Below are 12,874 nucleotides of genomic sequence, written 5' to 3'. Positions count from 1 at the left end.
GACGCTCATTTTGTCTGGCGGAGAGCGATGACGCTGCCCTCGGCGTCGGCGGAGAGGTAGAGGGTGCCGTCCGGTCCGGCGGCGAGGTCCGCGAACGGGCCTTGCGGGCCGGAGAACGGGGGCAGGCCCTTCAGCGGCTTGGGCGTCACGCCGGACGGGGCGCCCACCGGCAGTCCGGAGGCGATGACGTCGCGGGCGCCGGTCGCCGGGTCGGCGCTGATCAGCGTCTTGGCGTCGGCGTCAAGGATGAGGAGCCGCCCGTTGTGCACGAGGATGCCCTGCGGCGCGCCGAGGCCGTCCACCACCGTGTCCGTGCGACCGCCGGCGATCTTGACGACGCGTCCGGCGCCCGGCTCGGAGACCAGGACCGCGCCGTCCGGGCCGAACGCGACGCCGAGCGGCTCGTCCAGGCCGGTCGCGAGTTCCTCGACGCCGCCGCCCCGGACCGCCAGCACGCGGCCCTTGCCGAGCTCGGCCGCGACGATCGCGCCGTCCGGGCCGACCGCGACGCCGTAGAGCTGGTCCAGGCCGTCGGCGAGAACCTCGCTCTCCTGTGCGGCAGGCCGGTAGCGCGCGACCTGGCCGCCGGAGGTGGTGACGACGAATTCGCCCTCTCCGACGGCCGCGACGCCCCGCACGAAGCCCGGGTAGCCGGGGCTGAACAGCATCCCGAGCGTCCGCGGCGTCCCGCCGGGGCGGAGGGCGTAGAAGTAGGTGCCGTCGGCGATGTAGATCTCGCCGTCGTCGCCCGCGGCGAGGCCGAGCGGCCAGTTCAGCCCGCCCGGCAGGGTGGTGCGCGTCCCGCCGCCGGCGAGGATCTCGGTGATCTCGCCGGTGAAGTTGGAGACGAACAGCCGTCCGTCGATGAACGTGCAGTTGTCCAGGCCGGGGCTGAGCCGGGCGAGAACGCTGCGCTCGCCGCTGCGCGGGTCGATGCGCAGCACCTCGCCGGTCTGCACCTGGGTGGAGACGATCGACCCGTCCGGGGCGAACTTCACCGAGTCGGGGACGCCGAGGTCCCCCGCGACGCGCTCGGGCTCGCCGCCGTCGGGGTGGATGCGCCAGATGTCGTTGGTGCCCATCACCGGGTAGTAGAGGAGGCCGTCGGGGCCGACCTCCATCGCGTTCGGCATCGCCAGGTTCTCGGCGAGGACGCGGACGATCGCGCCGTCCGCGCCGATCTCCATGAGCCGGCCGCCGACGCGGCACTCGTTCACGAACAGCCGGTCGGCGTGCACGGTGATGCCGTTCGCGCTCGGCAGGTCGTCGCGGAGGACGCGGGTGCGGCCGTCGGCGCCGCGCACGCTGACCCGCCCGTCCATGACCTCGGTCGCGTAGAGGGCGCCGCGCGAGTCGAACGCGACGTCGTCGGGCGCGATGATCTCGCCGCCCTTGGCGCTGACGGTCTCCAGCGCGCCGGTCGCGACGTCCAGGGCGCTGATCTGGCTGCCGGTCACCTGCGCCACGTAGATCCGGCCGTCGGGGCCGGTGCGCAGCCCGTTCGCACCGAACAGCCGGCTCGGCGGGGTGAGCCGCTCCGCGCTCCAGCCGCCGGCCGTCGCGATCGTCACCGCGCCGGGATGGCGCGTCTGCTGCGGTCCCATACCGGCGGCCTCCCGGGCTCGTCCTTCGCGTTCTCCCATGTGATATCACAATCCTTATAAGGATGAATACGCCGAAATTTTTTAGCCCGCGGGCTCCGGCGGGGCCAGCCGCTCGGCCGCGAGCCGCCGCAGCTCGGCCTGTTTGACCTTCGAGCTGCCGGTGCGGGCGAGCTCGTCCGCGCGGAGGAACAGCACGTGGCGGGGCACCTTGTAGGCGGCCAGCCGCTCGCGCAGGAAGGCGCGCAGCTCCTCGGCCACCGGATCCGCGCCAGGGCGCGGGACGACGCAGGCGACGACGGCCTCGCCGAGCGCGTCGTCCGGGACGCCGACGGTCTGCGCCGCCTCGACGGCGGGATGCTCGGCGAGCGCCTCGTCCACCTCGCTCGGCGAGACGTTGGCGCCGCCGGTCTTGATGACGTCGGTGAGCCGGCCCTCCCAGTGGAGCCGCCCGGCCGCGTCGAGGCGGCCGCCGTCGCCGGTGCGGAAGAAGCCGTCGGCGTCGAGGGTCTCGTCCGCCGGGACGCCGAGGTAGCCGAGCATGAGGGTGGGCCCCTTGACGCAGATCTCGCCGGGCTCGCCGCGCGGCACGACGGTGCCGGCCAGCGGGTCCACGATCTTGATCGTGTTGCCGGGGAGCGGCACGCCGCTGCTGCCGCCCGCGACCTCGTCCGGCGTGCAGGCGGGGTAGCAGGTGCTGATGGTGAAGGTCTCGGTGTTGCCGTAGGCGTGGCCGGGCTCGGTCCACGTGCACGACACGGTGGGATGGCGGGCGATCGGGAAGGCGGCGTCGGCGAACCGCATGGCCGACAGGTCGGCGCTCTCCCAGTTCGGCGCGGCTTCGAGCTGTTTCCACTGATGTGGCCAGGCGATGGGGAGATTAACGCGCTCTGTCTCCATGAGAGTGAGCGTCTCGGCAGCGTCGAATGTCGATTGCAGGACGAGCGAGCCGCCCGCCGCTAGCGTCGTGCCGAGCGCCATGCCGAAGTTGCCGGACCAGAAGAAGCCGTTCGCGGTCCAGCAGCGGACGTGGTCGTCCGGCCCGACACCGTACATCCGGCGGAACCGCCACATCTGGACGGCGATGCCGCGGTGCGCGCTCACGATCCCTTTCGGGCGGCTCGTGGAGCCTGATGAGAAGAACAGCGCGGCGGTGTCGCTCGGGCGCACGCGCGCGGCCGCCGCCTCGACCTGGTCGCGCGGCTCGTCCCTACCGCGGGCGAGGAACGCGTCCCACGCCTCGACGGCTCCGCCCTCGGGCGCGTCGCCGACGGCGGCGAGGTGGCGCAGGTAGGGGTAGCGGGCGGAGCGGAGCGCGCCCGGGGCGGCGGTACCGATCTCCGGTTCCAGGGCGGACAGGGTCGCGGCGAAGTCCTTGCCGGCCACCGACCGCTCGAACAGCAGGACCGAGACGTCGGAGACGTCCAGCAGGTGGTCCAGCTCGGGCGGCGCGGCGAAGGTGCTGAGCGCGACGACGACGCCCCCGGCCAGCGCCGTCCCGAAGCACGCCGCGAGCCACTCGGGGCGGTTGGTCATGAGGACGCCGACGCGACCGTCCTTGCCGAGGCCGGCGGCGCGCAGCGCGCACGCGACCTCCACGCTCCGCTCCCACAGCTCGGCATAGGACCAGCGGACGGCGCCGTCCGGCGTGCGGTGCACGAGCGCCTCGCGATCGGCGAAGTCGGCCGTGACCTGGCGCAGGAGGCCGGGCAGCGTCAGCGGCCCGAGCCCCGGCTCGTCGGCGAGCGGCGGCCCCGAAACGATCGACGGACCCGATGCGATCGGCGCGTCCGGCGGAACCGGCAGCTCCGGCGCGACCGGCGCGTCCGGCCCAGTCGACGCGTCCGGCCCAGTCGACGCGTCCGGCCCAGTCGACGCGTCCGGCCCAGTCGACGCGTCCGGCCCGGTCGACGCGTCCGGTGCGGTCGATGCGGTCAGCCCGGTCGGTCCGGTCGGTCCGGTCGGTCCGGTCGGTCCGGTCGGTGCGGTCGGTCCGGTCGGTGTGGTCGGCCGCGCCGACCGGGCCGACGCGTCCGGCGCGGCTGGTGCGTCCGGCACGGTCGATGCGGTCGGTGGGTCTGGTGGGTCGGCGCGTGTGGTTTCGGCGCCCATTGGCGTCTCCTGGTCCTCGGCTCTAGCGGGGCAGCTCGATCTCGGCCTTGCAGGTCACCAGCACGCCGCCGTCCTGGTCGGTGAGGCGCAGCCGGACGTGGACGAGCGGCACGCCCCACGGCGAGTCCTCCTCCTTGCCGGTGACCTCGGCGTCGAAGTAGGTGACGTCGCCCTCGAAGGCGGGCGCGCGGAAGTCGGCCTTGGTGTGCCGGACCAGTCCCTCGTGGCCGGCCCAGTAGGCCAGGTAGTCGGTGCACCAGGCGCCCATCGTGGCGCCGTAGCCGTAGGCGCGGGCCATCCCGACCTCGCCCGCCCGGTCCTTGTCGATGTGCCCTCGGGAAGGACCGACGTACAGGCCGTCGCGCTTGCGCGGGTCGATCTCGGCGCCCTTCTCGTCGAAGGCGAAGTCCGCTCCCCAGCCCGGGTCCTGGTTGATCCAGGGGTCGGCCAGACCGGGCGGCGCCGTCCAGCGGAAGGTGCCCCAGATGTTGAACAGGAACGCCCGGTACTCGGTGGTGAAGGAGGCGATGCTGTGCGGGCCGATCGCCCGCCGGGGCAGCGCGTCGCCGATCTTGACGTCGCCGAACCGCGGCGAGACGCCGAGCCGGTTCGACAGGATCCACTCGTGCCGGACCTTGGCGATCGCGTCCAGCTCGGCGGCCGTCCACCGCCGCGCCGCGCCGGCCCGGTCGTCGTACATGCCGCGCTTCCGCGCCTCGGCCGACAGGTAGCGGATCGCGGTAGAGCGTTCACGCGCGACGAGAACACCGTTCTGATTGGTATGCACGGTGTCACCGCGGGAGAACATGGTGGGCCCGGCGAACTTGGTCTCGGCGACCTTGTAGTCGTGGAAACGGCGCTCTTGCAGCAGCTTGTCGCCCGGCCGGACGGGGCAGCCGTAGAACCACCACTCCTCACCGCCGAAGATCAGGTGGCTGCCGGGGATGTGCCCGACGCAGGCGGGCTGCGCGCCATGCCCGTAGTCCAGCGCGACGGCGATCGACTGCGGCGCGACGATGCCGCCGTAGCGTGACGCCCCGGCGAACCGCTCGTCCCAGTGCAGCGGGTTGGGGTAGTCCATCGCCATGACCCACCGGCGGATGTCGGACGCGGCGCACGGCTCCCACAGCTGCGCCCCGCCGACCGGCTTGCCGACGCGATGCTCGACGTCCGACAGATCCAGCCGCACGGCGCCCTCTTCCGCGCCGCCCTGCCCGTTCGCACTCCCGCCCGCGAGCCCACCCGCACCCGCGCCAGCACTCCCGCCCATCAGCCTGCCCGCACGCGCTCCCGCACGCCCGCCCGCACGCGCTCCCGTGCTCCCGCCCATCGATTGACGTGCCGGCTCGCGTGCCGATTCGTCCGTCGGCCTCCCTGCCGGCCCCTCCGCCGATCCGCCTGTCGGTTCGCCCGTTGATCCTTCTGTCAGCCCGTTCCCGAAGACGCCCGTCGACCCTCCCGCAGGGGCGCCCGCAGAGCCGCCCACCGGCCCGTCTGGCGGGGCGACCGTCAGCGCGTTCGCAGGGGCGCCCGCAGAGCCGCCCACCGGCCCGTCTGGCGGGGCGACCGTCAGCGCGTTCGCAGGGGCGTCCGCAGAGCCGCCCGCCGACCCGTCTGGCGGGGCGACCGTCAGCGCGTTCGCAGGGGCGCCCGCAGAGCCGCCCACCGGCCCGTCTGGCGGGACGACCGTCAGCGCGTTCGCAGGGGCGCGGGTTGGGGCGTTTGGTGGTGTGGAGGGCGGGGTTCTTGGTTGGGGGGTTGCGGGCTCGGCCGGGCGGGGGCTCGCTTGTTCGTCGGCGGGCTCGCTCACGGGGGCTCCTCGGTCGGTGCTCATGGGCGGCGGTCAGCGGTTGACGTCGACGACGAGGCGGCCGCGGACGCGGCCGTCGAGGAGGTCGGCGGCGGCGTCCAGGGCGGCGGCGAGCGGGATCTCGCGGACGGTGCCGTCCAGCAGGTCCGGGTCCAGGTCGCGGGCGAGGCGTTCCCAGGCCGCGGTGCGCTTGGCGGCGGGGGCCATCACGCTGTCGACGCCGAGCAGCGCGACGCCGCGGAGGATGAACGGCGCGACCGTCGCGGGGAGGTCCATGCCCTGCGCCAGGCCGCAGGCGGCGACGGCGCCGCCGTAGCGGGTCTGGGCGCAGGCGTTGGCCAGGGTGGTGCTGCCGACCGAGTCGACGACGCCCGCCCAGCGCTCCTTCTGCAGGGGCTTGCCGGGGGCGGCGAGCTCGGCGCGGTCGAGCACGGTGGCGGCGCCGAGCCCCTTGAGGTAGCCGGCCTCGGCGGCCTTGCCGGTCGAGGCGGCCACGTCGAAGCCCGCCCTGGCGAGCAGCGCGACGGCGATGCCGCCGACGCCGCCCGTCGCGCCGGTCACCAGGACCTCGCCCTGGTCGGGACGCGCCCCGTGGTCGAGGAGGGCGTCCACGCAGAGCGCCGCGGTGTACCCGGCGGTCCCGATCGCCATCGCCTGGCGGAGGGTGAAGGCGGCGGGCAGCGGCACCGGCCAGTCGCCGCCGATGCGGGCGCGCTGGGCGAGGCCGCCCCAGTGGCTCTCGCCGGCGCCCCGCCCGTTGAGGACGACGCGGTCGCCCTCGCTCCAGCCGGGGTGGGTGCTCGCGGTGACGGTCCCCGCGAGGTCGATGCCGAGCACCAGGGGGAAGCGGCGCACCACCGGCGACCGCCCGGTGATGGCGAGGGCGTCCTTGTAGTTCAGCGTGGAGTAGGCGACGTCGACGCTCACGTCGCCGCCCGGGAGACCGGCCGGGAGGTCGTCCTCCGCCAGGCGCGCGACCGCGACGGTCGGGCCGGCGTCCCCCTTCTCGGCCCGGATCGCTGAGAACGGCATGCGCGCTCCTTCCGCCGCCTCGCACGGCCGGTCGGCGGCGTGATCCATACCGTCCGGACGTCGCGCGGGCTCCCGTTGAGAATAACATTCTCATTATTGAGTATGAAACTTCCACGGGGCCGGACCGTCGTCAACCCCCGCAGGCGCCTCCCTTGACAGCACCGCTCCGGTAAGCATGTACTGTCATTCTCTTGGACTTCGCATCTCATATTCATTCTTGAGAAGATCGATATCCGTTGAGGAGATTCTCATTCTCATGGAGAGAGCGCCGCACCTCCCCCACCCCGGCGGGACGCGCCCGTGACCGCCGTCCGGACGGCGCCGCGCCGCCGCGCCGCCGCCCGCCGCCCGTGGCGCGACGGCCCGGCCGGCCGGTTCCTGCTCGGCTGGCTGGAGCAGTCGGGGAAGCTGTTCGCGATCTCGCTGGAGGGGTTCCGCAAGTCCTGGGACGTGCGCCGCTGGTGGGTGGAGTGGGTCGAGCAGTGCTGGTTCATCGCCCGCGTCACCACCCTGCCGGTGATGCTGATCGCGCTGCCGCTCGGCGGCACCATCGCGCTGCAGGTCGGGCAGATCGTCCGGCAGCTCGGCGCCGAGTCGGGCACCGGCGCGACGGTCGTGCAGGCGCTCGTCACGCAGGTCGCGCCGGTCGCGGCGGCGCTGCTCATCTCCGGCGCCGGCGGGTCGGCGATCACCTCCGACATCGGGTCGCGGCGCATCCGCGACGAGCTGGACGCGATGGAGGTGCTCGGCATCAACCCGGTGCACCGGCTGGTGACGCCGCGGCTCTGGGCGGCGAGCACCGTCGGCGTGCTGCTCTGCTCGCTGATCATCCTGGCCGGGATCGCCGGCGGGTTCTTCTTCAACGTGGTCCAGGAGGGCGTCACGCCCGGCTCCTACTTCGACGGGGCGACGTCGCTCCTGCAGCTCTCCGACCTGCTGATCACCCTGTTCAAGGCGTGGGTGTTCGGCTTCATCGCCGCCGCCGTCTCCTGCTGGCAGGGCATGACCTGCGATTACGGGGCGAGCGGCGTCGGGCGCGCGGTCAACCGGGCGGCCGTCGTCGCCGCGATGCTGGTGTTCGCGGCGAACTACGTGATCTCCACCCTGGCCTACACCCTCTTCCCGCCGAGGATCTGATGATCTCGATCGTCCCGTACCGCGTGTCCGGCGCGCTGCGCCGCCGGCCGCTCCGCGCCCCCGAGTTCACCGAGTTCCTGATCTTCTCCGGCATGGTGCTGCACCACCTGGTGGCCGATATCGCGCGCGGCCGGCACCTGAAGGCGGTGCTCCGGCAGATCAGCGACATCAGCGCGGGCGTCGGCGCCGTCGTGCTCGGCCTCGGCATGGCCGCGGTCATCTTCTTCATGTCGTTCTTCACCGGCACCACGGTTGGGCTGCAGGCGATCCCGGGCCTCCAGCGGGTCGGCGCGCAGTCGCTGGCGGGCATCATCGCCAGCTACGCCAACGTCCGCGAGGTGACGCCGATCATCGCGGGCGTCGCGATGGTGTTCCAGCTCGGCGGGTCGTTCACCGCCGAGCTCGGCGCGATGCGGATCTCCGAGGAGATCGACGCGCTGGAGGTCATGGGCATCAACTCCCTGGCCTACCTGGTCTGCACCCGGATGGCGGCGGCGCTCGCGACGCTCGTGCCGCTCTACCTGCTGGCGCTGTTCGCGAGCTTCTACGCGACGCGGCTCATCTCGATCGGCTTCTTCGGCATCTCCCCCGGCATCTACGACTACTACTTCCACCTGTACCTGCCGCCGATCGACGTGTTCTACAGCGTGCTGAAGGTCGTCGTCTTCACGGTGATCATCGTGCTGGTGCACTGCTACCGGGGCTTCAACGCCTCGGGCGGGCCGGTCGGCGTCGGCCTGGCGACGGGCCGCGCCATCCGCGAGTCGATGGTCACCATCGTCATGGTCAACCTGCTGCTCTCGTACATCTTCTGGGGGCACGGCGGAACAGTGAGCCTCACCGGATGAGGACCACCGACCTGTCCTCCCGCGCCCGCCGCCGCTTCGGCGCCGTCGGCGCCACCGTCCTGGCCGGCGCCCTCGCCGCGTCCTTCCTCGCCGCCCGCGACGCCCATCCCGGCTCGACCCGGCTGCAGGCGGTCTTCGCCCGCGCCGGGGAGGGCCTGGACGACCGCTCGGACGTGAAGATCCGCGGCGTCCGGGTCGGCCAGGTCGCCGGGGTCCGCCTCACCCCCGACGGCCGCGCCCGCGTGACGCTGCGGCTGGACCGCGGCGTGCGGGCGCCCGTCGGCGCCGAGGCCGCGATCGTCCCGCTGTCGGTGTTCGGGCCGAAGTACGTGGACCTGCGGCCCGGCGCCGGCGAGGCGAGCGGCCCCTACCTGCCCGACGGCGCCACCATCGCCCGCACCGCCGACCCGCAGGAGATCACCGACGTGGCGGCGCCGACCGTCGCGCTGCTGGACGCGCTCGGCCCGCAGGACGTCGCCACCATCATGCGGACGCTCGGCGCGGGCCTGGACGGGCGCGGCGCCGAGCTCGGCGGCCTGCTCGACGACTCGGCGACGCTGCTCGGCCTCGGCGCCCGCCGGAGCGGCGACCTCGGCACCGTCCTCGGCGACGGCGCCGCGCTCGCCGCCACGGCCGCCGCGCACGGCGGCGACATCACCCGCATGGCCGACGACCTGAACACCGTGCTGCCCGCGGTGACCGGCTCCCCCGCCGAGTTCGACCGGCTGCTCGGCGGCCTCACCGGCGCGTCCCGCACGCTGACCGGGATCCTGGTGACGCTGCCGGACGCCCCCGGAAGGATCATCGACGCGATCGTCCCGGCCGTCGGCGTCATGTACCGCAACCGGTCGGCGTTCCCCGCCCTCATCAGCAGCAGCGGCTCGCTGCTCACCCAGCTCACCGGCATCGCGACGATCCCGGGCCCGCACGGCACGCTGCTGTCGAACGTCACCGTGCACGTCAACCCGAGCACGGTGCTCTGCGACGCGCTGCCGGGCGTCTGCGGCCCGATCGAGCCGGCGATCCCGAACGACCCCGACGCCGCCAGGCGGGCGGCCGGGAAGGGGGCGAACTGATGGCCCGCGCCCGACGGCCCCGGCGGCGCGGCACGCGCCTGGACGCGCGCGCCGCCCGCGGCTTCCTGGCGTTCGGCGTCGTCACCGTCCTGCTGACCGCCTACCTGGCGGTCCGCATCGTCGGCGCCGACGTCGGCGCCGGCCTGCGGCTGCGGGCGACGTTCGACGACGTGAGCGGGCTGCGCGAGGGCGACATCGTCAAGGTCGCCGGGACGCCCGTCGGCCGCGTCACCTCGGTGAAGGTGGTGGACGGCCGCGCCGCCGTCGCGATGAAGGTCCGGCCGGGGCTGCGGATCCCCGACGACTCCGCGGCCGCGATCCGCTGGCGGGACCTGATCGGCCGCCGCGAGGTGTACCTGGAGACCGGGACGAGCCGCACCGCGCTGCGGAGCGGCGGCGTCCTCACCCGGACCCGGTCGGCGGCCGACCTCGGCGCGCTCATCAACGACCTCGGGCCGCTCGTCGGCGGCGTCGACCCGAACGAGATCAACAAGATCCTGCAGTCGTTCGCGACCGCGCTGGACGGCAACCGGGACCGGATCGACCAGATCACCGGCAACCTCGCGGCGCTGCTCCGGCTGCTCGGCACCCGCACCGGCACCGTCCGCCAGATGATCTCCGACTACCGGACGGTGACCGGCGCGCTCGCCGCCCGGGACCGCCAGATCGCGCAGACGATCACCAGCCTGACCGACCTGACCCAGGCGTTCGCGCAGGACCGGGCCGCCCTCGGCACCGCGACCGCGCACCTCGGGGACGTCGCGGCGAACCTGGACGCGGTGCTCGGCACCGCCGGCCCGCGGCTCGGCCGGATGATCGACGGGACCCGGGACCTGATGGAGATCGCGCACCGCCGGATGGGCGACATCGACAAGATGATCAAGAGTCTGCCGTCGGCGCTGCAGGCGCTGCTCACCCTCATGGACGGCGGCAAGTTCCTGCGCGGCAACGCCCTCTGCATGAACATCGTCTACAGCGACACCTGCCCGTTCCCCGAGAACCTGCCGCCGCCCCCGGCCGTCGGCAGCACCGGCGCCTCGCCCGCGGTGAGCGCCGAGGCCGCGCGCCTCACCCCCCAGCAGCAGCAGGTGTTCAAGGCGATGGTGCAGATGGCGTTCCTCGGCGGGCAGAACGGGGCGGCGCGGTGAGCGCGCGGACGCCGGACCGGTGGCGGCGGGCGTTCACGCGCTCCTTCCGCGACCGCGACCCCGTCGCGATCTCCCTGGTGACGATCCCGGTGCTCGCCGCGCTCGTCCTCGCCGCCTACGCCTACGGCACCCTCGGCCTCGGCCAGGGCGGCTACGCGGTGAGCGGCGTCTTCGCCGGCACCGGCGGGCTGCAGAAGGGCAGCGAGGTGCAGCTCGCCGGCGTCACCGTCGGCAAGGTCACCCGGATCGAGCCCGACTTCCGCAACGGCCACATCGTGGTGACGTGGAAGGTCGATTCCGGTGTCCGGCTCGGTACCGGGATGCACGCCGACATCCGGCTGTCGAACCTGCTCGGCGGCCAGTACGTCAAGCTGTCGGGACCGGTCGCCGCCCCCTACCTGAAGGGGCTGCCGGACGCGCGGCGGCGGATCCCGCTGGAGCGCACCAGCATCCCGTATACGCTGAGCGACACCCTCGGCGGCGCGTCCAACGTCGCCGGGCGGCTCGACGCGGCCTCGGTCGACCGGCTGCTCACCGAGGCCGCCAAGGTGAAGCTGCCGTCCCAGCAGGAGACCGCGCGGATGCTCGCCGACCTGCGGAAGGTCAGCACCGCGCTGAACGCCTCGTTCCCGCAGGTCGCCGCCATCATCGCCAACAGCGACAAGCTGACGGCGACGCTCGCGTCCAAGGACGAGCAGCTCGCGCAGCTCCTCCGGTACGGCGACACGCTGCTGAAGGAGCTGGCGCGCCGCCGCGACGACCTCGCCGCCGCGCTCGGCGGCGGCAGCCGGGTCGTCAAGACCCTCGACACCACCCTCGCCGCGCACCAGAAGCAGCTGAACACCGTGCTGAACGACTTCCACCTCGCCGCGCAGACGCTGACCGGCGACAACCTGCCGTCGCTGAACGTCGCCCTCGCCTGGTTCGGGCCCGCCTTCTACGGCATGAGCACGAGCGGCAGCCGCGAGGGCCGCTGGATGGAGGGCGGCTTCGTCGGGTTCGGGCCCGTCCAGCCCGGCGTCGTCGGCCCGCAGCCGAACTTCAACCCGCCCAACTATCCGCTCGTCCCGACGGGACAGGTCGGATGACGCGCCGCCCCCGCACCGCCGCCGCGCTCGCCGCCGCCGCGCTCGTCCTCGCACTCGGCGGCTGCTCCGTCCTCGGCGGGCCGTCGTCCTACCGCGTGACGGCCTACTTCACCCGGGCCGTGTCGTTCTACCCCGGCTCGCCCGTACAGGTCATGGGCGTGAACGTGGGCAAGGTCGAGTCGGTGACTCCCGTGAACGGGCAGGTCCGCGTCGTCGCGTCGATTCACCGGGACGTGCCGGTCCCCGCGACCGCGCGGGCGGCGATCGTCCCGCTCAGCCTCATCGGCGAGCGGACCCTGACGTTCGCGCCCGCCTGGCGTCCGGGCCTGCCGAAGATGGCCGACGGCGCCGTCCTGCGGATCGACCGGACGCAGGTGCCGGTCGAGGTCAACGACGCGCTCACCTCCTTCGGCCGGCTCCTCAACGGCTTCGACCCCGCCAAGGCCGGCACCGCGCTCGGCAACGCCGCGCGCAGCCTGGACGGCAACGGCGCCGCGTTCAACGCCGCGTTCCAGCAGACCGGGCAGCTCGTCAGCGACCTCGCCGGGCAGGACGAGCAGCTCCTCCGCGTCGCCCGCAACCTCGCCCGCGTCGCCGCCGTCGTCCGCGGCCGCGAGCGGACGCTCGGCAGCCTCATCGGCAACTTCTCCACCGCGTCCCGGATGCTCGCCGACGAGCGGGCCGACATCCGGACGCTCGTCGAGGCCATCGCCGACCTCGCCGAGCGCGGCGACGTCCTCATCAAGATGCATGAGGACACGCTGCCCGGCGACCTGCAGAAGGTCGCCCAGGTCACCCTGATGATGCAGGGCAGCGCCCAGAGCCTCGCCGACCTCATCCAGGCCCTGCCCGGCCTCGGCTACCAGTTCGTCAACGCCTACGACCCCAAGGTCGGCGCGATCAACCTGCGGATCACCCTCGACAACTTCGCCCGGTCCTACCTGGCCGCGGTCCTCAGCGAGCCCACCATCAGCGACAAGGTGCCGTGCCCGCTCCCGCCCCCCTACTCCAACTGCCGGTAG

10 protein-coding genes are annotated in these 12,874 nt (G+C 73.6%); 6 read left to right on the top strand and 4 right to left on the bottom strand.

Going from position 1 to position 12,874, the window contains the following annotated elements; genetic code table 11:
* Positions 1 to 5: 5 nt before the first annotated feature.
* From K1Y72_RS28615 to acuI, 4 genes are all read right to left on the bottom strand, one after another.
* Entirely contained in the window at positions 6 to 1,604 is a 1,599-nt protein-coding gene (locus K1Y72_RS28615; protein WP_220169604.1) for an SMP-30/gluconolactonase/LRE family protein, read from the bottom strand.
* Between the two features lie 81 nt (positions 1,605 to 1,685).
* Positions 1,686 to 3,659: a class I adenylate-forming enzyme family protein gene (locus tag K1Y72_RS28610; RefSeq protein ID WP_220169603.1), complete on the bottom strand. Its 1,974-nt coding sequence runs from the start codon at positions 3,657 to 3,659 to the stop codon at positions 1,686 to 1,688.
* A 76-nt stretch (positions 3,660 to 3,735) separates the two neighbouring features.
* On the bottom strand, positions 3,736 to 4,902 hold the full coding sequence (locus K1Y72_RS28605) for a MaoC family dehydratase (protein WP_220169602.1): 1,167 nt from the start codon (positions 4,900 to 4,902) through the stop codon (positions 3,736 to 3,738).
* Between the two features lie 654 nt (positions 4,903 to 5,556).
* Positions 5,557 to 6,555, bottom strand: a complete 999-nt coding sequence (acuI, locus tag K1Y72_RS28600) for an acrylyl-CoA reductase (NADPH) (protein WP_220169601.1) — start codon at positions 6,553 to 6,555, stop codon at positions 5,557 to 5,559.
* A gap of 300 nt (positions 6,556 to 6,855) precedes the next feature.
* On the opposite strand from acuI, the gene K1Y72_RS28595 reads away from it, so the two are divergent.
* Genes K1Y72_RS28595 through K1Y72_RS28570 form a run of 6 tightly spaced genes read left to right on the top strand, consistent with a single transcriptional unit; the run spans position 6,856 to position 12,874 of the window.
* On the top strand, positions 6,856 to 7,692 hold the full coding sequence (locus K1Y72_RS28595; RefSeq protein WP_308287269.1) for an MlaE family ABC transporter permease: 837 nt from the start codon (positions 6,856 to 6,858) through the stop codon (positions 7,690 to 7,692).
* Positions 7,692 to 8,540, top strand: a complete 849-nt coding sequence (locus tag K1Y72_RS28590; RefSeq protein WP_220169600.1) for an ABC transporter permease — start codon at positions 7,692 to 7,694, stop codon at positions 8,538 to 8,540. Before K1Y72_RS28595 ends, K1Y72_RS28590 begins: the two co-directional genes overlap by 1 nt.
* The gene (locus K1Y72_RS28585; RefSeq protein WP_220169599.1) at positions 8,537 to 9,616 is read left to right on the top strand and encodes an MlaD family protein; all 1,080 of its coding nucleotides are present in this window, start codon (positions 8,537 to 8,539) and stop codon (positions 9,614 to 9,616) included. Before K1Y72_RS28590 ends, K1Y72_RS28585 begins: the two co-directional genes overlap by 4 nt.
* Positions 9,616 to 10,764, top strand: a complete 1,149-nt coding sequence (locus K1Y72_RS28580) for an MCE family protein (RefSeq protein WP_220169598.1) — start codon at positions 9,616 to 9,618, stop codon at positions 10,762 to 10,764. The genes K1Y72_RS28585 and K1Y72_RS28580 overlap by 1 nt, the downstream gene beginning before the upstream one ends.
* Positions 10,761 to 11,852 (top strand): MCE family protein, encoded by a 1,092-nt coding sequence (locus tag K1Y72_RS28575; protein ID WP_220169597.1) that lies wholly within the window; start codon positions 10,761 to 10,763, stop codon positions 11,850 to 11,852. The genes K1Y72_RS28580 and K1Y72_RS28575 overlap by 4 nt, the downstream gene beginning before the upstream one ends.
* Positions 11,849 to 12,874 carry an MCE family protein gene (locus K1Y72_RS28570; protein WP_220169596.1) on the top strand — a complete coding sequence of 342 codons (1,026 nt, stop codon included), beginning with the start codon at positions 11,849 to 11,851 and terminating at the stop codon, positions 12,872 to 12,874. The genes K1Y72_RS28575 and K1Y72_RS28570 overlap by 4 nt, the downstream gene beginning before the upstream one ends.

The organism is Actinomadura parmotrematis, assembly GCF_019458805.1.
GTDB classification, from domain to species: Bacteria; Actinomycetota; Actinomycetes; order Streptosporangiales; family Streptosporangiaceae; genus Spirillospora; species Spirillospora parmotrematis.
The sequence above is the reverse complement of the archived record's forward strand: the minus strand, read 5'-3'. Positions and strand labels throughout refer to the sequence as shown.

What these genes read in the sequence shown, in the direction of transcription:
- K1Y72_RS28615 (WP_220169604.1), bottom strand. Translation starts at nt 1,604, where the DNA reads ATGGGACCGCAGCAGACGCGCCATCCCGGCGCGGTGACGATCGCGACG.
- acuI (WP_220169601.1), bottom strand. Translation starts at nt 6,555, where the DNA reads ATGCCGTTCTCAGCGATCCGGGCCGAGAAGGGGGACGCCGGCCCGACC.
- K1Y72_RS28590 (WP_220169600.1), top strand. Translation starts at nt 7,692, where the DNA reads ATGATCTCGATCGTCCCGTACCGCGTGTCCGGCGCGCTGCGCCGCCGG.
- K1Y72_RS28585 (WP_220169599.1), top strand. Translation starts at nt 8,537, where the DNA reads ATGAGGACCACCGACCTGTCCTCCCGCGCCCGCCGCCGCTTCGGCGCC.
- K1Y72_RS28580 (WP_220169598.1), top strand. Translation starts at nt 9,616, where the DNA reads ATGGCCCGCGCCCGACGGCCCCGGCGGCGCGGCACGCGCCTGGACGCG.
- K1Y72_RS28570 (WP_220169596.1), top strand. Translation starts at nt 11,849, where the DNA reads ATGACGCGCCGCCCCCGCACCGCCGCCGCGCTCGCCGCCGCCGCGCTC.